This window comes from Pseudomonas sp. lyk4-TYG-107 (assembly GCF_030209055.1).
GTDB classification, from domain to species: domain Bacteria; phylum Pseudomonadota; class Gammaproteobacteria; order Pseudomonadales; family Pseudomonadaceae; genus Aquipseudomonas; species Aquipseudomonas putida_A.
The window spans coordinates 48,813-72,216 of record NZ_JARVST010000007.1 but is presented as its reverse complement, the minus strand read 5'-3'; the positions used below and the strand labels follow the sequence as shown (position 1 = coordinate 72,216).

Annotated in this window: 12 protein-coding genes; 5 read left to right on the top strand and 7 right to left on the bottom strand. The window is 60.4% G+C overall.

Going from position 1 to position 23,404, the window contains the following annotated elements; all coding sequences use genetic code 11:
- Positions 1-12: 12 nt before the first annotated feature.
- Positions 13-3,645 (bottom strand): Tc toxin subunit A, encoded by a 3,633-nt coding sequence (locus tag QRN61_RS07895; RefSeq protein WP_285373525.1) that lies wholly within the window; start codon positions 3,643-3,645, stop codon positions 13-15.
- Entirely contained in the window at positions 3,642-7,169 is a 3,528-nt protein-coding gene (locus QRN61_RS07890; RefSeq protein WP_285373524.1) for a hypothetical protein, read from the bottom strand. Before QRN61_RS07890 ends, QRN61_RS07895 begins: the two co-directional genes overlap by 4 nt.
- A 490-nt stretch (positions 7,170-7,659) precedes the next feature.
- Between QRN61_RS07890 and QRN61_RS07885 the strand changes: the two genes are divergently transcribed.
- Complete coding sequence (locus tag QRN61_RS07885; protein WP_285373523.1) at positions 7,660-8,028, top strand: DUF6124 family protein; 369 nt, start codon at positions 7,660-7,662, stop codon at positions 8,026-8,028.
- Positions 8,029-8,175: 147 nt separating this feature from the next.
- On the opposite strand, the gene QRN61_RS07880 is transcribed toward QRN61_RS07885, so the two are convergent.
- Both QRN61_RS07880 and QRN61_RS07875 read right to left on the bottom strand, forming a co-directional pair.
- Complete coding sequence (locus QRN61_RS07880) at positions 8,176-8,535, bottom strand: PilZ domain-containing protein (protein ID WP_095137007.1); 360 nt, start codon at positions 8,533-8,535, stop codon at positions 8,176-8,178.
- Between the two features lie 228 nt (positions 8,536-8,763).
- Positions 8,764-9,150: a tetratricopeptide repeat protein gene (locus tag QRN61_RS07875; protein ID WP_095137006.1), complete on the bottom strand. Its 387-nt coding sequence runs from the start codon at positions 9,148-9,150 to the stop codon at positions 8,764-8,766.
- Positions 9,151-9,324: 174 nt separating this feature from the next.
- Here QRN61_RS07875 and pyk point away from each other — a divergent pair, with 174 nt between their 5' ends.
- The gene (gene pyk, locus QRN61_RS07870) at positions 9,325-10,776 is read left to right on the top strand and encodes a pyruvate kinase (protein WP_003227610.1); all 1,452 of its coding nucleotides are present in this window, start codon (positions 9,325-9,327) and stop codon (positions 10,774-10,776) included.
- Positions 10,777-10,954: 178 nt separating this feature from the next.
- On the opposite strand, the gene QRN61_RS07865 is transcribed toward pyk, so the two are convergent.
- From QRN61_RS07865 to QRN61_RS07855, 3 genes are all read right to left on the bottom strand, one after another.
- Complete coding sequence (locus QRN61_RS07865) at positions 10,955-11,704, bottom strand: enoyl-CoA hydratase-related protein (RefSeq protein WP_285373522.1); 750 nt, start codon at positions 11,702-11,704, stop codon at positions 10,955-10,957.
- A gap of 180 nt (positions 11,705-11,884) precedes the next feature.
- Positions 11,885-12,820: an iron-sulfur-binding ferredoxin reductase gene (locus QRN61_RS07860; RefSeq protein ID WP_285373521.1), complete on the bottom strand. Its 936-nt coding sequence runs from the start codon at positions 12,818-12,820 to the stop codon at positions 11,885-11,887.
- A complete protein-coding gene (locus QRN61_RS07855; RefSeq protein ID WP_115989017.1) occupies positions 12,813-13,919 on the bottom strand; it encodes a GGDEF domain-containing protein in 1,107 nt (368 codons plus the stop codon). The genes QRN61_RS07860 and QRN61_RS07855 overlap by 8 nt, the downstream gene beginning before the upstream one ends.
- Positions 13,920-14,439: 520 nt before the next feature.
- On the opposite strand from QRN61_RS07855, the gene QRN61_RS07850 reads away from it, so the two are divergent.
- From QRN61_RS07850 to QRN61_RS07840, 3 genes are all read left to right on the top strand, one after another.
- Positions 14,440-15,963 (top strand): fumarate hydratase, encoded by a 1,524-nt coding sequence (locus tag QRN61_RS07850; protein ID WP_027612504.1) that lies wholly within the window; start codon positions 14,440-14,442, stop codon positions 15,961-15,963.
- Positions 15,964-16,155: 192 nt separating this feature from the next.
- Entirely contained in the window at positions 16,156-20,688 is a 4,533-nt protein-coding gene (locus tag QRN61_RS07845; RefSeq protein ID WP_285373520.1) for a SpvB/TcaC N-terminal domain-containing protein, read from the top strand.
- Positions 20,688-23,402, top strand: a complete 2,715-nt coding sequence (locus QRN61_RS07840) for an RHS repeat domain-containing protein (protein WP_285373586.1) — start codon at positions 20,688-20,690, stop codon at positions 23,400-23,402. The genes QRN61_RS07845 and QRN61_RS07840 overlap by 1 nt, the downstream gene beginning before the upstream one ends.
- The last annotated feature ends 2 nt before the right edge of the window (positions 23,403-23,404 follow it).

The following is a 23,404-nucleotide window of genomic DNA, read 5'->3' as shown; positions in this document are numbered from 1 at the left end:
CAACCAACACGGTCATTGGTGAGTCAGTGCTTCGTTGAAGGTGATGTGTTCAAAAACTGTTTCTCTTTCACTGGCATCGCAATGCGCGCTGAAAATGAACTTGCCGCCGGAGGAACTCGACACGTAAACCCGTGTAACACCCTCGAAGTCGGCGTAATTCTGCCCGGGGCGGATCACCGCCGAGCCGCTACTGCCGCTCGCAGGTTCGACGGACCAGCGCACCAGACGGTTGCGCCCGGGGTTTTGATATTCGTCGCGCAGCGTGGCGTACAGCTCGACTTCCTGCCCCGCCGGAACCGGTTCCAGCGGCACCTGGGCAGTTAATGGTGCGGGGAAGAACAGCGTCTCGCCGTCATCGGAGATATTGATGGTCGGAGCCTGTTGCGCGTCGATCAGGTCAAGCCAGAACAGTGGCGTTTCCTGCCCCATGACCTTGCCCGGCAGATACTCGACCGTCACCGTTCCATCGAATTCAGTGGCCTTGGCCACAATCGTACCGAGGCTCACTTGCCAGTACACATTGACGCCACTTAATGGCTGGTTGTCGGCGTCCTTGAGGGTCACGGTCAACAGGACTTTCTCGCCGGTTTTACCGGCCACCACCTCGGTCTTGTCCACGACACAGGTCATGGTGACCAGCGGTTGAGTCACTTCATCGGCAAAGGCAACCACCGATTCACGGGTGGCTGAAAGGCTGAGCAGCGCGCGCTCGGCGGCGAATCGATACTTGTCCTTGTCTACTTCCTCCGGCAGATTTCCCACGAGAAAAATAGTCAGGGCGTCCATGCCGCTGTGCCGGGCCAACACGCGGATGCGCATCAGCAAATCGAGCTGGGGCAGAGTCTTGAGGATCTTCAGCGCAGGGTCGATGCGGCTGACACACTCACGCACTTCTTGCACGCTCCAGTCGAAAAACGCCGCCAGCCGCAACGCTGCCGCGTCCTGTGCCAGCCGCAGCGCATGGGATGACAGGGGCGTGGGCAATGCGTTGACCTGACGCAGGTAGTCGAGCAGTTTGCCGGCCGGTTGCTCGCTCAACTCGAAGGCCCGTCCCAGCGCGCTCAGGTAATACAGGGTGCGGATCGACAGCAGGTGCCGATCGTCCTGAGCCATCCAGGCCTTGTGGCCATATCGCAGAAAGTCTTCGAGCAATACCGCAGACAGTTCCAGCTTGCTCGCCACCGCACTGCGCCGTCGCACATCAGCCAGCAAGCTCAGCAGCGGGTCGGGTTGCTCTGCGGCGCGTCCAGCGGGACTGGGTGTCTCAGTTGCATCACGATCGGCACGCGCGCTGACCTGCGACAACAACTGATAAACCGTGGACTGCGCCCAGGTCAGCATGAGCAACCCGCGTTCGGTATCAAGGCCGGTGTACACCGCCAGACACTCACGGGCGACCGAGACCTGCGCCTCCCGCGCCTGCAACAGCACGCCGAGCATGCGCTCGACAAGAACGCCCCGCACACTGGCGTCGTTCTCGCCCAGCCCTTCTCTGATTGCCTGGTCGAACCTTACCCGGGCACGGTTCAGGTAGTCGGTCTCGGGTAATTGCAGGTCGATGACCAGACCCGCCGGGTCGACCAGTTCGGTCAACAATCGCAGCCAGTCCAGCCCCTCCAGTGAGGGAACGCCAGCCATCGATAGCCCGGCATTGTTGAACAGCGCCGCAGGCAGCAGGTTGCGGATCTGCTCGAACAACTGCTGCTCAGCCTGCGTGGCAACCGCCAGGGCCTGCAGCGGTGCCACTTGCTGTAGCATCCACAGCACAGGAATCTCGCGATCCTTGCACCAGGACACGCAGGAGTGCAGGGCGTAAATCAGATTGAGCACGTCCGGTGTGGTTTCGCTATTGAGCCGTGCGTGTACCTGCGGCAAGCCTGCCAGGCCGTCAACCCAGCTCTCACCGCCCAACAGCGTCAGCATCAGCACGCCTTCGACCGGGGTAATCCCCAGCAGCCGTGGCAACTTCACCAACCGGTAGAAACTCGATATGACTGCCGTGGTGCGCTCCAGCGTGCCGCTGAACCCGTGCGCCCGTTCGATTGCGACCGCAAGGTAAGCATAAGTCTGCAGATCGATGCCCAATCCGCTGCACAACTGGCTGATCGTCAGCTCCGCGACACCCTGCACCGGCAGCGTCGCAAACGTTGCGCCGTCCAGCAGCAGGGGCTGGCGATAATTGCCCTGGCTGTTGAAAGTGCGATCGAACAGTGACAACACATTGGCACGACCGTAAATCGAGATTTCATCGATAAATGCCGCGAAATCCTCTGCCGAACAGCCATAGCGTTCACGCAGCGACTGAAACAGGCCCAGCGCATGCACCTGATGGGTGGAAATCCACCACGGATTTGCTGGTATCGCATGACGGGCCTCTGCCCTGATCGCCGCCGTCAACAACGCATCCACCTGCTCGCTCGGTAACTCCAGCCATCGATCCAGGCGCAACTTGCGATTCATTCGTTCGTAGCGGTCAATAATTTCCGGGGCTTGCGTAAAACGGTGCAGGAACTCTTTGCCGACCTCCCTGTAATCAATGCTCAGGGCCGGGATGGTCGCGGCGTTTAGATAGACGGAGCCGGATCGCTGGCTCTCGTCAGCGCCCGGTTGCTCGCTGTCATACACGCTGACGTTGGCCGAACGCGTCGGGGCGAATTCGCGAATCGACAGCAACGCCTCGATATCCCGGGTGTCCAGCCCCGTTCGCTCGCCAAAGAATTTCACCTGATTGAGATTTAGCCAGTCGGTCCCAGGCGCTCCAAAGTTGCATTGGTAATAGTCGTCCCTTGCGTCGGTATCACCAGGTTTTATCGGAGCCTCCGTCAGCAATTTACGCTGATAAGGCCCCAGCCGCGACGCATGGGTAAAGGCGCGCCCGGCATCGTTGTCCCATGCCTCGGGCTGCAGGAAATAGGGATAGGCCAGATCCACCATGTGAGCGATATTGCCCACCGACAGGCCATGTTCACGGGCGACAAAATCAAGCGTGACCCAATGCTGGTAATACGGCAGGCCATTGGGGTAACGGGTCTGGATCAGTGCCTCTTCGAAGTCCGGAGCGCTATCGTTTTCTTCGATAAACGTTTCGAGCACCGGGACGATGATGTCCAGCGCCGACACTGCCTGATGCACGGCATTGAAGTCGACCAGCAGCTTTTTCAGATCCTGACGGCGCTCATGCAAATCGAGCTTTTGCTCGCCGCCAATGGCGTGGATTCTGTCCTCGATCCAGCGCAACAACTCGATCAGGTAAGCCACCGGAGATGCGATTGACTCCAGGGCTTGCGGTGGGCACAACCCATCGAAATTGGTCGAGAACAAACTCTCGTAGCTCGGTCCCGCGACCATCGACAACAGACCGCTGTCGGGGCGCGTGACCCGGGCCTGCGAACCGCGCAACGAGTGTTCGATGAACTGGCGCCGGACAAACACCGCCAGGCTATTGGCCCTGCGTAAAAAGGCCCGCGCGTCGTCGGGATTCATCCGGTAATGGCTGACCAGCCCCTGAACGCCTTGCTCGACCAGCGGAAAAATCGAACCGCCGTTTTCGAGGTAATTGCAAAAATCGGTATAGGTTTCGCGCTGTTGATCGCTGAACACTTGCCTCAGCAACTGCTGCACTGGACGGATCACAGGCTCGGTCATGGTCTTGCTCCCGGTGGAGTCGAAGTCACCTCGGAACGCTCGCTTTCAATCCAGTCGGAAAGGGTCGAGCCATCCGCAGCGTCGGTGATGGTCTGTTGGAATCGGTACCACTGGCCGCCTGGGCGCAAGGCGTGCGATGCCTCGCCGCGCCAGCCTTGATCGGTGACGGCAATGTCTTCGCTCAAGACTTGATCAGGGTCGTGCCAGGTCACCACGCGCCCCACGCCCGTGCGGCCCTTACCGACGAAGCGCAGCGGATTTTCGACCCAGCGTCCCGGCGCCGGCTCATCAATCTCGGGCAGGTAAGTGCCGAGCTCCACTGGATGTGCAGCCGAGGGGGCAGACTCGAAGCCATCACACGAAGACACCGCCACCAACTGCGCAGTGCCAACGGACTGCCCCGTTTCAAGCGTCAGCGACCAGGTACGATCCTCGAGCACCGGAGCGCTTGCGCGTACCGAGCCCTTGCTGCCCGTCAGCGTCACCAGCACTGTGTCACCGGGATAGCCGAAGCCGGACACAACAACCCGACGACCGACGTGCACACCTCGCCCGGGGCTTTCAATAACCGGCGCGGCGGGCACCACTTTGAAACTGCGCACAAGACTTTCCTTCGACTCATGATTGTCGAAGAATTGCCGGGCCTTCACCTTGTAGTTGCCGACCGGCAACGTTACGTCGGCAAACCAATCGCCCTTGGCGTCTATCGAGACTTTATCGAGCAGGATTTCGCTCGGACTTTCACGCCAGATCGTCACGCGGCCAAGGGGTTCGCCGGTGCCACGAAGCGTCGAGGTGCGCGCCAGCGATTGATGCTCCTCCGGCACCGTGATGACCGGCGGCACCAGCACCACAAAAAAACTGCGCACGGCGCTGGGCAGAGAGGGTCTGCCGGCGATGGTTTGCACGGCATCGATCTGGTATTTGCGGAACTCGAGTTTTTTCAGCTCGATGAACCAGTCGCCATGAGCGGTCAGCCGTTTCGGCTCACCCAGACTCCAGCCGAATTGCGCGTCCCGCAGTTGCAATGTGGCACCCTTATAGGCGTTGATGCCGTGCACTTTCATGTCGTAGTGGGTGTCTGCGTTTTCCTCCGGCGCGGTGATCACCGGTTTCTCCGGACTGACCGAGAACGTTTGCGAGGCTGGCGGCGACGGATGCCCGGCGACGGTCTGGATCACCGTCACGGTGTGCTGCTCGTCCGGAGCAAACCCGGCGTCGCGTTTGAAGGTCCATGTGCCACTGCTTCCATCAGGTTTGTGCTCGGTCGCACTGTCGCTGTACTTCAGGCTCAGTGTCGCGCCGGGCCAGCAGGTGCCGGAGATTTTCGGCGAGAGTCCATCGTCTTCGACGGCAGTGATGATGGGTGCCAGCAGCGGCACGGTGATGGTCATTTCCACCGGATCGGAGGCGAAAGCGTCTTTGGACTGCACCACCAGGACGATTCTGCTGGTATTCGGCTGCCAGGGTGTCGATGCCTCTGCCGTCCAGCCCTGGCCCGTCACGGGCGCGGGTGGTGCAATGGCGGCGCCGGTCTGCTTGTCCGTCACTTGCACTGTGGCGCCGGCTATCCCTCTGCCAGTGACACGCGGCTTGTAGTCGACAATGGTAAAAGCCAGCTCGGTCGGCGGTGGGAAACGGTCGATATTGATGACCAGCTCAACAGCGTCCGACACCGCCGCACCGAGCTTCTGCACCACACGCGCGGTGCGGGTCGAACCCGGTGCCCACGCCTCGAAGGCACGGGTCAACCAGCCCTGATTCGTGACCTGCGTCGATGGCGCGAGCGCAGCGCCGGTCGCCTTGTCGGTGACCTCGACAGATGCCCCTGCAATACCTTCGCCGATGAATGTCGGCGTGTAGAGGTCATTGGTGTATCTCACTGCAGAGGGTGGTGGAAGTTTCGATGAAGCCTTGAAATGGTATTCATGCGAGGGAATCCAGCCACCAGCATTGTCGTCAACTTTCTGCACGACCTTCAGATCGTAGTCGCCGATGGGCCAGTACTGTGAAGTCGTTCTCCAACTGCCTGCGGTCACGACAACGGCAGATGGCGGCGTAGCTCCTATCGGACCTCGGACAATCGTGATCTCGACCGTGGCGCCGGTAAAACCTGCGCCGGAAAACTCGATGGTGGTGAGGGACGGGTAGGTGAAGTTGATTGTGCTCGGTATTGGGGGGCGGACTTTGAACGAACGGGCCACACTCACTTCCGAAGGGACGCCAGATACCGTTTGCTGCGCCACAACCGTAAAGCGGCCCGGCGGTATGTCGCGGGTGAACGTTGTAACCCTCCATCTTCCGTTGGCATCAGCAATGCCCTGGCCGACCTTGAATGAATGTTCGAGATCCTTGAGGACTTCGACGGTCGCACCTGAAACAGCCCTCCCCCCTTCTATCGGACCTCTCGGATCGGTCTCCGTTGATTCGGATGGCGTCGTGATTGTCGGCTGCAGAAGCAAGGTGAAGAATTGTTGAGCGGTCCAATCATCCATGCCTCTGTGGCCAGCCGTGATATCGACGCGACCGCCGTCAGGGTAGTTGGACTGGTTGAATGATGCTTCCCACGTATCGTCAGGCTTGACGGTTGTCGTGGCGTGTAACACGCCGCCCCCCGGGGTCATCACATCGATGACTTTGCCTGGCGTACCTCGGCCTTTGATCAGCAATCCGCTGGCCGACTTGAGTACCGCACTGTTTGCCGGAGAGTCGATACGTGGTGCCACGTACCTTGGCTTGAGGGTAACGGTATTGGACTTACCGGAGTTCTGGTTGCCAATGATTTGTACGGCGTAGAAATCCAAAAAGCCGGGCGGCAACACGATGGAGGTATTCCACCTCCCGTTGTTCTGGACAGGAGCAGTACCCAATGAAATTTCAGCATTGTTAAACTGCCACCTCAAATGAATTGTGCCGGGGACAAGCCCGTTGCTACCGGATACAGTGAACGGCTTCTCGACATCGATCTCGGTTCCGGAAGTGGGAACCTCGATAATCGGTTTCTGTGCTGGATAGATATCAAGGCCCCACCCTTCGTGGGGTTCAACATCGTTGTTGGTTCCGTCGTAGTTAACCCGGATTGCCAGCGACACGCCAAAATCAGGAGGACCGAGCGGGGAGTCGAGAAAAATTTCGTAAGCGTGCCATTGGTTGTCCTGAAGCATGGAGTCAGGGGAGTCCTTGCGAACCCAGTTACGAGCTTGAAGACCCACATCTATATTGGCGCGATTCCAGTTCCCGGAGCGCGTGGTCATCTTGTAACGCAAGGTCTTCACATAGATGCGGCCTGATTCGAACTTGTACCGGCACACCATTTGAGTTTGCAGCTGCGGCACTCTGGGGTGTGTCTGGTAAAGCGATGTTTCGACCGCATCCGCCCAGAACACCTCGGAAAACTGCGCTCCGTCGCCCAGTTCCTTGAGTGATCCGTCTGCCAGTTTCGTGACCTGAGCGACAGAGGTCTGAACCTTTTCGGTATCAAGCCAGGCTCGTCCTTTCTCGTCGTCCTCGACGGTTTCGTTCATGTCGGCAATGCTCCGGGCAATGGGTCGCTCACGTTGTGGGATTAACATACGTGTGCTCATTGCACGCGACCACTGTCAGAACTGACAGTCCAAAAGATCCAATTCATCTAAAAAAACATTGCTTGATTACTAGAACAGCTAAGTCTTTCCACGCCCTACTTCGACACGCGCAGCAAACTACAACGCCTTGCGCCTTTGCCTACAGATCCGCCAGAATCCGCCGGCTTGTGCGCTTTGCCGATGCCCCGTAACGTGGTCCGTGCCGCTGCCAATCAGTGGTCGGGTTTAGTCGCCCGGGAGATACTGCGAAAGGTGCATAAGTGTCATTAAGTCGGGTATTCCCTATCCCCGCACTCAATGGTGGCTGTGCGCAGGGCGCCCTCGGGCGCGCCGGTTTTTTCGTAGTCCTCCCGGTCGACTAACCTGCGTCCAGCCGCCACCCCTCGTTTAGTCGCGAGACGGTGGCCGCTTCATCAGAGGATCTACGATCATGTTCAAACCGACTCCGAATCCACCCGAAACCGATACCGTTTCCCCCTATCAATCCTCCGATTCAAAAAAGCTCCACGAAGCCGCCGAGCGTGCCCTCGATCACTACCTCAAACCTGAACCGCCCTCGCGCAATTCCGTGGATCGTGGCATGCAGATGTTCCGGGTCGCGCCCGACATCAATCCCGAAGCGATCGCCATCCAGACCTACGAAACCTTTTCGTCGGTGAGCATTCTGCTGCTGGATCTGGCGGACAGCCTGGAAGACAAACCACGGCATCTGGCGATGGCGATTTATCAATTGAGCGAGATGGGGTTATTGCTGGCGGAGAAGACGCTGGACAGTGAGCGGGCGATTGCTGTGGGTTAGCCTTTGGAGAAGCGTTGTCCGGGCTGATGCCTTCGCGGGCAAGCCCGCTCCCACAGGGATTTGTGGTGTGCACAAATGCTTTGATCAACTCCGGACACTGTGGGAGCGGGCTTGCCCGCGATAGCAATCATGCGAGCGTCGCCGAAGTCAGGCAGAGGCCGGCAATGGCTGGAAGCTGAAGTACTGACGCAACGCCTCGACCAGTTGCGCATACTCCGGGGGCGGGCGCTGCAGGCTGAACCCGGCGTCGTAATGCAGGGGCGTCGCGTCTTCGTGGCACCACAGGCAGCACGCCGTGAGGTCGATGACCTGCTGACAGCCGTCGCTGAATGGCAGTTTGAGACGCAGACTGAAATCGACGCCGATCATCATCGGCAACTGGCTGATGAGCATCAGCCCGTCCTCGGACACGTTGCCCAGAAAACCGATGGGTTTGTCGGTGACGCTGTTGTACACCCGCAGGAAGTACGGCAACTGGTGCCGTTCAATTCGACGATCGGTAAACATGCGCAGTACGCCATGCAAGGCTCCATCACAGAGCCGCACCTTTGCTTCGGAACGTGCCTGCCCTGCAGACGCGCTCTCCCCGCTTCCGGTGTGACGGTCGCCAATACGCCATCACCTCAACCTCTACCAGTCGCAGGTGTTGCCCCGGCCCAAAATCAGGCTCTGAACCGGATCACTGGACTATAGCTCAGCTTGTACAGTCGGCCAGCGTTTGTATGACAACCAGCATCAGAAACGTTGCGGACTTGGTACTGCCGCTGCGCTGCGAGTCGGGTAATGTCCCAGGCTCTGCAGGGTTTCCAGGCGGGCGCGCGCGCGGAAGGCGTATTCGCTGTTGGGGTACGAGGCGATGATGAACTGGTAGGTCTGCGCCGCGTCGATGTACATTTTTTGCCGTTCCAGGCACTGGCCGCGCATCATCGACACTTCCGGCCACACATACGGACGGGCCCGGCTGGCGCGTTCGACCTTGGACAGTTCGAGCATCACCTGCTCGCAATTGCCCCGGTCGTAGGCGCTGTAGGCGTTGTTCAAATGATGGTTCATCGACCAACGGGTGCAGCCCGTGACGGCGAGGACGCTGAGGGCAAGGGCGGCAATGGGCAACAATCGCATGGGGAGGTTCTCCTGTCTTGAGCTCTGTATCGACCCCTGGTCGTAAATCTTCAGGCGCGTTTGTCCCAAAGTTGCCACGTTCAATAAAGAAAACAATAAGTAGTGCAAACGAACAATGACTACACCCCAAGAGCATAGTAGCCTCTGCTAGCGCTTGAACTCAGGAGTCTTTGCATGTCCGTCCGTCGTACCAAAATCGTCGCTACCCTTGGCCCGGCCAGTAACTCGCCGGAAGTTCTCGAACAGCTGATTCTGGCTGGTCTGGACGTTGCCCGTCTGAACTTCTCCCACGGCACCCCCGACGAGCACAAGGCTCGCGCGAAGCTGGTGCGTGACCTCGCCGCCAAGCACGGCCGTTTCGTCGCCCTGCTGGGTGACCTGCAAGGCCCGAAAATCCGTATCGCCAAATTCGCCAACAAGCGCATTGAGCTGAAGATCGGTGACAAGTTCACCTTTTCCACCAGCCATCCGCTGACCGAAGGCAACCAGCAAGTGGTCGGCATCGACTACCCGGATCTGGTGAAAGACTGCGGCGTGGGCGACGAGCTGCTGCTCGACGACGGCCGCGTAGTGATGCGCGTCGAAACCGCCACTGCTACCGAGCTGCACTGCGTGGTGACCATCGGCGGCCCGCTGTCCGACCACAAAGGCATCAACCGTCGCGGTGGCGGCCTGACCGCACCAGCCCTGACCGAAAAAGACAAGGCCGACATCAAGCTCGCCGCCGAAATGGAAGTCGACTATCTCGCCGTGTCCTTCCCGCGTGACGCGGCTGACATGAACTACGCCCGTCAACTGCGCGACGAAGCCGGCGGCACTGCCTGGCTGGTGGCGAAAATCGAACGCGCCGAAGCCGTGGCCGACGACGAAACCCTCGACGGCCTGATCAAGGCGTCTGACGCAGTGATGGTTGCCCGTGGCGACCTCGGTGTGGAAATCGGCGACGCCGAGCTGGTGGGCATTCAGAAGAAGATCATTCTGCACGCACGCCGCCACAACAAGGCGGTGATCGTCGCGACCCAGATGATGGAGTCGATGATCCAGAACCCGATGCCGACCCGCGCCGAAGTGTCCGACGTGGCCAACGCCGTGCTCGACTACACCGACGCCGTGATGCTCTCGGCCGAATCCGCTGCCGGCCTCTACCCGCTGGAAGCCGTTCAGGCGATGGCGCGCATCTGCGTCGGCGCTGAAAAGCACCCGACCAGCAAGACGTCCAGCCACCGTATCGGCAAGGAATTCGAGCGCTGCGACGAAAGCATCGCCCTGGCGACCATGTACACCGCCAACCACTTCCCGGGCGTGAAAGCGATCATCGCCCTGACTGAAAGCGGCTACACCCCGCTGATCATGTCGCGTATCCGTTCTTCGGTGCCGATCTACGCGTTCACCCCGCACCGCGAAGCCCAGGCTCGCGCAGCGATGTTCCGCGGCGTGTACACCGTGCCGTTCGACCCGGCCTCGCTGGCCCCGAACGAAGTCAGCCAGAAAGCGATCGACGAGCTGGTCAAGCGCGGCGTTGTGGAAAAAGGCGACTGGGTCATCCTGACCAAGGGCGACAGCTACCACACCACCGGTGGCACCAACGGCATGAAGATCCTGCACGTGGGTGACCCGCAGGTCTGAGTGATTCGCTGAAAAAACAAAGCCCCGGCATGTGAGTGCCGGGGCTTTTTGTATTCTGATCCTGAAGATGTGTTGGCTGATCCAATGCTATCGCGAGCAGGCTCACTCCTACATTTGAAGTGCGTTCCCCTGTAGGAGTGAGCCTGCTCGCGATGAGGGCAGTACAGCCACCGAAGACTCAATGCCGTTTGATAAACCCGGTCAACGCCGTCAACGCCTCCGGCGAGCGCAGTCGCTGAGTGAACAACGCGCCCTCCTCCTCGATTACTTTACGGATCAGCTCGCGATCCGGCGCCTTCATCAATTGCTTGCTGATGCGCACTGCATCTACTGGCAGTTCATCGAAACGCAACGCCATCTCCCGCGCCTTGTTCAGCGCCGCTTCGCCACTGCCCAACGCCTCAGTGGCAATGCCCCACTGCGCCGCCTGCTCACCGCTGAATCCTTCGCCGAGCAGCAACAGCTCCGCCGCTTTCGCGTGTCCGAGCAAACGCGGCAGGATCAGGCTGGAACCGAACTCCGGGCACAGCCCGAGGTTGACGAACGGCATGCGCAACCGGGCATCGCGGCTGACGTAGACCAGATCGCAATGCAGCAACAACGTGGTACCGATGCCCACCGCTGCGCCGGCCACAGCGGCGATCACCGGTTTGCGGCATTCGAGCAGGTTGAGCATGAAGTGGAACACCGGGCTGTCGAGGTCGCTCGGCGGTTGCTGGATGAAGTCGGCGATGTCGTTGCCGGCGGTGAAGCAATCGGCGCTACCGGTGATCAGCACGGCGTTGATGTCAGGATCGTTGTCGGCCAGCCTCAAGGCCTCGGCGAGGTGGCTGTACATCGCACGGGTCAGGGCGTTTTTCTTGTCCGGGCGATTGAGGCGCAGGGTGAGCAAACCGCGTTCGCGTTCGAGCAGGATGGCTTCGGTCATCAGCGTTACTCAACATTTAAAAGGGCTGACAAAGTTCTTTTGGTGAGGCAAAACTTCTGTGGTGAGGGGATTTATCCCCGATTGAGTGCGCAGCACTCACAAAATCCCGGGGCCGCTGCGCAGCCCATCGGGGATAAATCCCCTCGCCACAGGAGTTCACCTTCACACGAGATTCAGCGCTTAACTGCGGGACAAAAACACATCGGCCAGCAGTTGATTGCGCGGCAGTCCGGCCAGGTACAGACGCTTGGCAAACGCATCGACGCTGGCAGTTGAGCCGCAGACTAAGGCCAGGGTTTGCCGGGAAACAAGGCGCAGTTGCGCCAAAGCGGCGGCTGACTCGGCCGCCGTCCACAGCTCGACGCTGAGGTTTTCGCGCTGCGCGGCAAGCGCCGCCAGGGGTTTGGCCAGATAGTGCTCGCGTTCGTCATGGGCCTGGTGAATGACGCGGATGGCGCCCTGATGATCCTGGCGCAAGGCTTCGCGCAGCACGCCGAACAATGGGCCCAGCCCGGTGCCGGCCGCCAGCAGCCACAGCGGGCGCGAGTGCCAGTCCGGGTCGTAATGCAACGCGCCGCCGCGCAGCTCGCCGAGGCGGATCGGGTCGCCGATCTGCAGGCGCCGCGCCGCATCGCTGAATTCGCCGGGCTGGCGGCAGTCGAGGTGGAATTCGAGAAAACGGTCTTCCTGCGGCAGGCTCGCCAGCGAATACGGCCGGGCGATGTGATTGATCCACAACACCAGATGCTGCCCGGCGCTGTAGCGCAGCGGTCGCTGCGGGGTCAGGCGCAAACGCAGGACGTTGTCACTGAGCCAGTCCAGCGCCTCGACCACCGCCGGGCGCCCGTCGGTGACGGGGTCGAAGGTGTGTACCTGCAAATCTTCCGTGACCTGACACTGACAAGCCAGCCGCCAGCCTTGCTGGCGCTGTTCGGCGCTCAAGGCATCCGGGCGACTGTCGACGGGCGAACCCTGAACACACTGCACCAGACAGGCATGGCAACTGCCGGCGCGGCAGCTGTAAGGCACCGCGACGCCGTGCTGATTCAGCGCGTCGAGCAAATTGCTGCCCGCCGCCACCGACCATTGCCGATCACCGACGCGAAGTTCAGGCATCCACATTCTCCCATGCCGCTGCACAACGATTGCGCCCGTCGCGCTTGGCCCGGTACAGCGCCTGATCGGCACGCTGCAAGGCGTCGTCCAGATCATCACCCAGTTCCAGCAGGGTCATGCCTGCCGACAGGCTCAGGCTGCGCACATTCAGGCCCAGCAGTTCGACGTCGGTGAACGCGATGCGCAGACGTTCACAACAGGCCGTCAGGCGTTCGGCATCGCAGTCGGGCAGCAACACTACGAATTCCTCGCCACCGTAACGCGCCAGCACGTCGCCGTCACGCAGGCAGGCACCCGCCACGCCGGCGAACGCCTGCAACACCTGATCGCCGGCGGCATGGCCGTGCAGGTCGTTGATGCGCTTGAAGTGGTCGAGGTCGATCAGCGCCAGACCATGCACCACGCCTGGTTCCATCTCCGCCAGCTCCCGTGAGGCCAGACGCAGAAAATGCCGGCGATTGAACAGTCCGGTCAGTTCATCGGTGGCCACCAGATCTTCGAGTTGGCGCATCATCCCGCGCAGGGTGTCCTGATGCGCCTGCAAGGCAAACCGGCGCTGGCGCATGCGTTGCCGTGAAACCTGGACGAAGCGTGCATAAATCACCAGCCACGCCAGCACCATCGCCAGAATGCACACCTGCAACGCCGCCAGCGCCGGATCCGGCAGACGGAAGTGGTAGCCGTCCCAGAGGGTGATCGCACAGAAACTGAAGAACACCAGCAGCGCGCAACGAATGAACGCGCGCCGGGTTAAATGAAACAGGCCGAACAGCAGGATCAGCACGTAGAACACCAGAAACGCGCCGCGTGCTTCATCCAGATGGGCGATCAGCCAGGTCTGCCAGCCGAGCCCGAGCAGCACTTGCGCTTCGGTCAGGCTGGGGTCGGCAAAGCGCTGGTTGCGCCCGGACCAGAACAGCGTAAACAACGTGGCCTGGCAGATCACCACCAGCGCGCTGCCGATGGCCACGCTGTTCAATGATTGCGGGTAATGCCCGGTGAAAAACGCCAGCCACAGCAGCAGCAAAGCCAATCCATAGGTGGCTGCGGCGAGGGCAAAGCGCTTGAGCAGAAGACGTTGAATGGCGTTATGGGTCAATCGTTGACTCACCGTGCGATAGGAGGCTGACCGAGTGTCCTACTCTACAGACCGGATGCCACTTTAGAGGGGCGGTCGATAAATGACCACCGATTTTCGGGCTCGAAAATTGACGTCAAAAGTGTGGCCTCAAAAGCCCCTCACCTAGCCCTCTCCCCGAGGGAGAGGGAACTGACCGCATTGTTTATTTGAGATACGCCGACCTGATACATCATGCCGAACTCAGGTTTTGAATTCGCCACAAATCGGCTCCCTTCCCCCCTCGCCCCCTTGGGGGAGAGGGCTGGGGTGAGGGGGTGGGTATTGAAGTGCAAACCCGATGTTCGATATTCGCCCAACCATGCGACCAACGAATGACTGCCGACGCGTGTATGCCCCGAAGAGGCGCGGTATACTGCCGCGCCTTTTTAGCGTCGCGCCAGCAGCCCCGGCGTGCCTTGAAAGGTGCTTGCGACCGACCGATGCACCCAAGCTGCAAGCACCTTATTGAATGTTCCCGTCTTTTAGAGGAGCGCGACTCATGACCGTGATCAAGCAAGACGACCTGATTCAGAGCGTTGCCGACGCCCTGCAGTTCATTTCCTATTACCACCCCGTGGATTTCATCCAGGCGATGCACGAAGCCTACCTGCGCGAAGAATCGCCAGCGGCCCGTGATTCGATCGCGCAGATCCTGATCAACTCGCGCATGTGCGCCACCGGCCACCGGCCGATCTGCCAGGACACCGGCATCGTCACCGTGTTCGTGCGTGTGGGCATGGACGTACGTTGGGATGGCGCGACCATGAGCCTGGACGACATGATCAACGAAGGCGTGCGCCGCGCCTACAACCTGCCGGAAAACGTCCTGCGTGCCTCGATCCTCGCCGACCCGGCGGGCGCTCGCAAAAACACCAAGGACAACACCCCGGCGGTCATCCACTACTCCATCGTCCCGGGCAACACCGTGGAAGTGGACGTGGCGGCCAAGGGCGGCGGTTCCGAGAACAAGTCGAAAATGGCCATGCTCAACCCGTCCGACTCGATCGTTGACTGGGTGCTCAAGACCGTTCCGACCATGGGCGCCGGCTGGTGCCCACCGGGCATGCTGGGCATCGGTATCGGCGGCACCGCCGAGAAAGCCGCAGTGATGGCCAAGGAAGTGTTGATGGAATCCATCGACATTCACGAACTGAAAGCCCGTGGCCCGCAGAACCGTATCGAAGAGATCCGTCTGGAGCTGTTCGAGAAGGTCAACCAACTGGGCATCGGCGCCCAGGGCCTCGGTGGCCTGACCACCGTGCTCGACGTGAAGATCATGGACTACCCGACCCACGCCGCCTCGCTGCCGGTGTGCATGATCCCGAACTGCGCCGCCACCCGTCACGCGCACTTCGTGCTCGACGGTTCTGGCCCGGCCTCGCTGGAAGCGCCATCGCTGGATGCCTACCCGGAAATCGTCTGGGAAGCCGGCCCGTCGGCCCGTCGCGTCAACCTCGACACCCTGACCCCGGAAGAAGTGCAGAGCTGGAAGCCGGGCGAAACCGTCCTGCTCAACGGCAAGATGCTCACCGGTCGCGACGCGGCGCACAAGCGCATGGTCGAGATGCTGAACAAGGGTGAAACCCTGCCGGTGGATCTGAAAGGTCGCTTTATCTACTACGTCGGCCCGGTTGATCCGGTCGGTGACGAAGTGGTTGGCCCGGCTGGCCCGACCACCGCGACGCGGATGGACAAGTTCACCCGTCAGATCCTTGAGCAGACCGGCCTGCTGGGCATGATCGGCAAATCCGAGCGTGGCCCGACCGCGATCGAAGCGATCAAGGACAACAAGGCCGTGTACCTGATGGCCGTGGGCGGCGCCGCTTACCTGGTGGCCCAGGCCATCAAGAAGTCCAAGGTGCTGGCCTTCGCCGAGCTGGGCATGGAAGCGATCTACGAGTTCGAGGTCAAGGACATGCCGGTCACCGTCGCGGTGGACAGCAACGGTGAGTCGGTACACATCACCGGCCCGGCGATCTGGCAACAGAAGATCGCCGAAAGCCTGGCGGTAGAAGTGCAGTAAGCGTTTCGCAGCTGGAAAAAAAGGCCGGCCCGTCATATGACGGGCCGGCTTTTTTTGTGCCCGCCTGTCCGTGCGGGGCACCCTGCACATTAATGGCTCTTTGGCACCTGTCAGATCTGACAGGTTACGAGATCTCCACTTGTTGGTAGCGTCTGTCCACGCACGTGCTTCGCGTGTGAAATGGATCCGACCATGGCTGATCAAGAGCTGAGCATCATCACCCCGTCCATCGCCAGCAGCGCCTCGATCACCACGATCGGCAAAAGCTGGGGGGCGGTTGGCGCCACTGGCGCGGCTTCATTTGAACTGCCACTGTCCCTGTCCGCCGGACGTGGCTGGGATCCACGGCTGTCACTGAGTTACAGCAATCAGGCCGGCAACGGGCCGTTTGGTATCGGCTGGAGCCTGGGTATCGGACAGATCAGCCGTCGTACCCAAAAAGGCGTGCCGCGGTATAGCGATCTCGATGAAATCATCGGTGATGATGGTGAAGTGTGGCATCCAGAACTGAACAGTGATGGCACACCGAAGTCGCGTCCCGAAGACAGCTACAACGCAATTTCCGTCGGCGCTCATCACGTGGTGCGCTTCTGGCCACGGGTAGAGAGCGATTTTACCCTGCGCGAACGCTGGCAGCCCGTCAGTGCGGACGGTAAACCTGAGGGGCCACCCTTCTGGCTGATCCACGGCGCAGACGGCTCACTGCAGGTATACGGCAAGACCAGCGCGTCGCGCCGGGCTGATCCGGACGATGCACTTCGCGTCTACAGCTGGCTGCTGTGCGAGAGCATGAACCCGTATGGCGAGCACATCTGCTTCGCCTACCTGGCCGATGATCAGGACCCCGACCCTATTCACGACTACCGAGCCCAGCGCTACGTACGCGCAGTGTTCTATGGCAACGTCACTGCCAGCCAGCATTTGTACAGCTGGACCGTGGATGATCCAGCCGAACTGGATTGGCATTTCCATCTGCTGTTCGATTACGGCGAGCGCACCCGTTCACTGACAGAGGCCCCGGTGTACGGTGGCGACAGCCTGGCAGTCTGGGATAAACGCCGGGATCCGTTTTCCACCTTCGGTCAGGGTTTCGAACTGGGCACGCGGCGGCTGTGCCGGCAAATCCTGATGTTCCATAACTTCTCGCGGCCTGCCGGAGAGGATCCGCTGCTGGTGCGGCGGCTGCTGCTGGAATACCCGTCGCCCTCTGATCCGTGGACTTACAACCGGATCACCGCCGCCCACTATCAGGCCTTCGATGCCAGCGGCGCGCTGGAGACGACACCGCCGGTGGAGTTTGATTACTCACCCTTCGAGATCAATAAAACCCCGTCACGGATGTTCGCCGAAGACACCATGCCGGGCCTTGAGGATGGACAGTTTTACCAGTGCGTCGATCTGTACGGCGAAGGTGTACCGGGATTTCTCTGCCGCTACGATCAGTGTTGGTATTACCGCGAACCCCTGCGTGCAACGTCGGGGTCAGACGCCATCACCTACGCTTCCTGGACCGAGCTTGAGCAGATCCCGGTGGCCAGGCACGACGCCGCCCAGCAGTTCTTGCTCGACCTGACCGGTAACGGGCGGCTGGACTGGATCGCGGCCCTACCGGGCAGCAGCGGGTATCGCACGTTGAATGCTGACCGCAGCTGGGCGCCGTTCATCGCGTTTACCGGCATGCCGCTGGAATTTTTCAACACTCTTTCGCAGCTCGGCGACCTGATGGGTGACGGCCTCAACTCGCTGGCAATGATCGGTCCGCGCGCGGTGCGCTTGTATGCCAACCAACGGGAACAGGGTTTTTCCGGCGCCGAAGACGTGCCTCGCGAAGACGATGAGGACAGCTTGCCGCTGTTCGGCAACGCCCCCACAGAGCTGGTGTTTCTGGGCAACATGCTCGGCAGTGACATGAGCGAGCTGTGCCGGATCCGGTACAACGAAATCAAATGCTGGCCCAATCTGGGGCATGGCAAATTCGGCAAAGGTCGGGTCATCAGTGCCCTGCCCTTCCGGTATGACCAATTCAACGCAGAGCACATCCGGATCGCCGATATCGACGGCTCCGGCGCGCCGGCCTTGCTGTGCCTGAAACCTTCAGGCTTCGAGATCTATCTCAATCGTGGGGGCAATGGCCTGGAACAGACGCCTGTCTTCGTGCCGTGGCCGGAAGGCGTGAGCTACGACCGCCTGTGTCAGGTCAGTTTCGCCGACCTGCAAGGCCTGGGTTGTGCCAGCCTGATCCTGACGGTACCGCACATGACCCCCGAGCACTGGCGCTACGACTTTGTCGCGGCCAAGCCTTACTTGCTGACCGCTACCAACAACAACATGGGCTGCGCCACGCAGGTGGTCTATCGCAGCTCTGCACAGGAATGGCTGGATGAAAAACAGCAATGGCTTACCGATCATCCCGACGAAACGCCGGTGTGCCATCTACCGTTCGCGGTTCAAGTCGTCGCCCGGCAACGCCAGCTGGATGAAATAACCGGCAATTGCCTGACGCAATCATGCTTCTATCGCGAAGGCGTCTACGACAGCATCGAGCGTGAGTTTCGGGGTTTCGGTTACCGGGAACAGACCGACAGCGAAAGTGCCACGGGCGATGACGAGCTCGGCTTTACAGCACCGGTGCGCGTCTGTACCTGGTACCTGACCGGGCAGGCGATGGATCGGCCAAGACATGGCTACTTCGACGGTGACAGTGAGGCCGTTGACTTGCGACCAACCGTATTCAGCCGCTATCACGACAGTGATGAATGCGATGAACCGGTCACGCCAGACGACGAAGACGTACGCTATAAAATCGCTCGCGCGCTGGTCGGCGCCGTCGCCCGCATCGAAACCTGGACCGCCACTGACGAGCCAGCCAATGCACGGCTCTACGCTGTAGAAGAATTTCGTTACCTGGTGCGTGATGTCCGGCCCGCCAACTTGCGAGAGCCGGCGAGCGTGCTGCTGGTACAGACCCTGGAAAAAATCAGCTATCAGTACGATGGTTTCATTGACGACCCGTTATGCCGCCATGAAGTCTTGCTCGCCAGCAGCGAATACGGCCACGCCACTCACACCCTGACCATCAGTTACGCGCGACGGCGCCTGCCCGGCGATCCTCCGCCTTTCAGCGACCCCGACGAACAACAGTGGTGGCGGGACGCGCATGACATGGCGCAGCGTTTTTTTTATCTCAACGAAACCCGCGCACGTGCAATTGATCTGAAGGACTGCCAACAATGGCGGCTGGGCCTGCCCTCACAACAGCGCAGCAATGCCCTGATGCTGCCCAAAGGTGATCTGCCGTCGGGCCTCAATCCGCAACAGATGACATGGGATTTACTCAAGGAGCATGTTCGCTCGCCCGAGTGGAACGCTCTCCGGGTACTGACCGGGCAAACCGTGCAGCGCTATATCAACAAAGAGGACGGCAGTCTGCTGCCCGACGGTTCGGCGCAATTCGAAGCACTGAAAGGGCCGCTGGAAATGGCAAGCTTCGACAAGACGGCCCTCGCTGCCTACGACATTCTGCCGCCGCCGTTCGATATCCTGCAGGAGCTGGCGAACATCGGTTACACACTGATGGCGCTGCTATTCGAAGACACGGCAGTAAACGCGGACGCAGAAAGCCTGTGGTCCGCGCATTACAACTACGCGAAGTACGCCGATGCCAAGGGTTTCTTCCGGGTACTTGAATACCGCGAAACCCTGAGCCACGGCTGGACCAAGGCGCAGTACGACGAGTACCACCTGCTGATCATCAGCGTCGAACTGCCGGATGGCTGCATCACCCGCTGCGAATACGACTACTGCGCCCTTGCGCCGTGGTGCATCATCGATGCCAACGAAAACATACAGGAAGCGCTTTACGAACCCTCGGGCCAACCGTTGGCGACCAGTTTCCACGGTACCGAAAATGGCATTGCCGCCGGCTTCCGCCCACTCAGCGAATACCTTCGCCCGGTAGATCCACGCCCGGACGCGGCCATTGCCGACCCGCAAGCGGCCGTGCAAAAAGCCGCCAGCACCTTGCGCAAGGATTTGTTCAGCTGGATGGGACAGCTGCCTGCGGCGGTCAACGCAACACCGCAGCTGCTTGAGCAATGGCTGGCCAGCGGCGATGTGTTGCCGAGCCTGCACATTCGCGCCAGCGCGCGACGGAGGCTGGCGCAATTGACGTCGCCGACTCCCGCCGAACAGGCCCTGCGCGAACTCATCAGCACGGTTGCACGCAAACCGGTGCACAGCGTGGCGCTGAGTGCCGACCGTTACCCGAATGATCCGATTGCGGCATTGGTGCAGATCATCATCAGCTACGTGGACGGCTTTGGCCGCGCGTTGCAAACCCTGCAACGGGTCGAGCCAGGAATCGCCTATGCGGTGGCTGCCGATGGGTCGCTGATCGTCGATCGCGGACAGCTGCGCGAGGAACATGCCGAGTCGCGCTGGCGGGTCAGTGCACGGGTCGAGTACAACAACAAAGGTCTGGCGGTGCGGCAGTTCCGGCCGTTTTTTGCCGACACCCATGGCTACGTCAATGACCAGTCTCTGCAACGCTATGGCTACTTCGATCAACTGTTCTATGACCCGCTCGGGCGTGTGGTCAAGCTGATCAATGCCAAGGGCTATTTTTCCCGCGAGACCTATCATCCGTGGTATCAGGCCAGCGAAGACTTCAACGACACCGATGAATCCGCTGAGCCGGAATCGACATCACCATGGTTGCTGCACTGATGAGCGCCAACCTGCATCGGCGTACACCGTCGCTCGTCGTGATCGACAGTCGCAGCTTGCCACTGCGTCAGATTGCCTATCTGCGCGTGCTGGCCGAAGACCCTGCCGAAGCCTTGGTGACTCGCCAACAGCATGACATTGCCGGGCGTCTGGTGGCGCAGTTCGATCCACGCCTGAGCGACCCGAGTACCACCCATGTTTACGATCTCAACGGCCAGCCACTCAAGGTCAGCAGCGTCGATGCCGGCTGGCGCCTGAGCCTGCCCGGGCTGGCCGGGCAAACCTTGCAACGCTGGGATGCGCGCGGTGTGCACTGGAGCAGCCGCTACGATGAGTTGCTACGCCTGCTGGCGATCAGCAACAGCGTCGACCCGCTCAGCGACACCTTCACCTATGCCGATGCCAGTGCCCCGGCCGATCACAATCAGCGCGGCCAATTAGTGGAACAGTTCGACCCGTCGGGCAGCCTGCACCTGGACAGCTACAGCCTGGCCGGACAGCCACTGCGCGAAAGCCGCACTTTTGCCGATGCCCGGGTGTTTGTCAGTCAGCGCATTTTCAGTCCGTTGGGCGCGATGCTGGAGCAGACCGACGCCGGCGGCCACCGCCAGCAATCGCGCTACGACGTCGCCGGTCAGCTCAAGCAGTTGCAACTGCAGCTGGCCGGCGACCACGACTGGCAGGACGTATTGCTCGACTCGCACTTCAACGCCGTCGGACAAATCATCGAACAACAGACCGGCAATGGCATTGCCAGCTACTGGGACTACGAACCAACCACTGGGCGCCTGCAGCGGCAATGGGCGCAAAAGGGTGCGCAGCCGCCCCTGCAGGACATGAGCTATGAGTACGATCCGGTCGGCAACCCGACACGCATCCTCGACCACGTGTTCACGCCCAGCCACTTCGCCAACCAGCGGGTCGACGGAGAACGTGCGTTCCGTTACGACTCGCTGTATCGGCTGACCAGCGCCAGCGGTTACGACGACGCGGCCCCCAGCGACCTCCCCGGCCGACCGCAACCGAGCGACCCCAACGACCGGCGCAATTACCTGCAGACCTACCGCTACGATCACGGCGGCAACCTGATGCAACTGTGCCATGTGCGCGACGGCGCCTGTCAGACCCGTCAGATGTGTATCGACCCTGCAAGCAATCGCGGTGTGCGCTGGAAACAAGGTGATCCCGCACCGGATTTCGATCAGCTATTCGACCGCCACGGCAATCTGATGTCCCTGCAACCGGGACAGGCACTGCGCTGGGACGCCCGCGATCAACTGGCCTCGGTGATCCTGGTTCATCGCGAAAACGGCCTGGATGACGCGGAGTTCTATCACTACAGCCAGGGCGCGCGCGTCTACAAACGCCATGAAACCTACAGCGGTTCCAACCGGCATTTCCACGAGGTGCGCTACCTGCCCGGACTGGAGATCCGCAGCAAGGACAACGGCGAGGAGCTGCACGTCATCAGCCTCGCCGCCGGCGCAGGCCATGTCAGTTGCCTGCATTGGCTCAGCGACAAACCGCCGGGCATCGCCGACAACCAGTTGCGTTACACCCTCGATGATCACCTGGGCTCATGCGTGATGGAACTGGACCAGCAGGCACGCCTGATCAGTCACGAAGGCTATTACCCGTTCGGCGCGACCGCGTGGATGAGTGCCGACTCGGCTGTCGAGGTTGACTACAAGACACTGCGTTATTCAGGCAAGGAAATGGATGTCAGCGGTTTGTATTACTACGGTGCGCGGTATTACGCGCCGTGGTTGCAACGCTGGGTCAGTGCGGATCCGGCGTGGGATGTGGACGGGCTGAATCTGTTTGAATTCGTTGGCAATAATCCGCTGCGCTATTTCGATGCGCAGGGGCACCAGCGAACCTCATCCGAGCTATTAACAGTCGTGGCGGACTATGAAAATTTGCTCGCCACCGTCACAACCAAACTGGATAAATCGATCTATCAATTCAACCACTTGAACTCCGTCAAGGATATCTACCTCTCCAGTGGCAAGAAGGCTGCCCTGACCCTGCTCAATGTTCTGGCCTCCTCCCTCACCGCAGCTACAGCGTTTACCGCCGGTACGGCCGCCGGAACATTTCTGACGTTAAACCCGGTCACAGGCATCGCCATTGGTGTAGGCACCGCAGCACTGGCCGCTGACATTACAGGCGCACAGATCGACAAACTCGGCGAGGATAACTCGTTTGGCTATGCACTTTTGCCCGATAGTGCAGATTACGACATGGGTCGTCTGAACATGGAAGCCAAACCCAAAAGCTGGATGTCGAGAATCAAATCCGTGTTCTCAAAATATGCCCCGGACAGCATCGACGGAAACAAGGAAATATTGATTGCAGGCGGCATAGGAGCCGCTGATGTATTAACGGGCGGCACTCATCTGGAAAAATTTCTGGCCTTCTTCCGTCTCAGTGTCGAAGTGACCGAAGCACTCAATGACTCGCTGGGGCAACGCGACCTGGATCTGGTTGAACAAGGTATCGAACTGGTCGCCGACTACCTCAATTCCCGCAAGGTACTGTCGGACCAGGCACTGGAAGACCTGGAAGGTCTCGGTCGAGAAAACATAGCCACGGCACAGGGCACCCGCTACCGTCTCGCGCAGAGTGAAACCGCCGTGCTGGGCAAGATGAATCGTGTCCTTGAGTTACTGCCTAGAGTGTCTTCCCACATGCAACAGAAAAGAGCGGCCTGAAA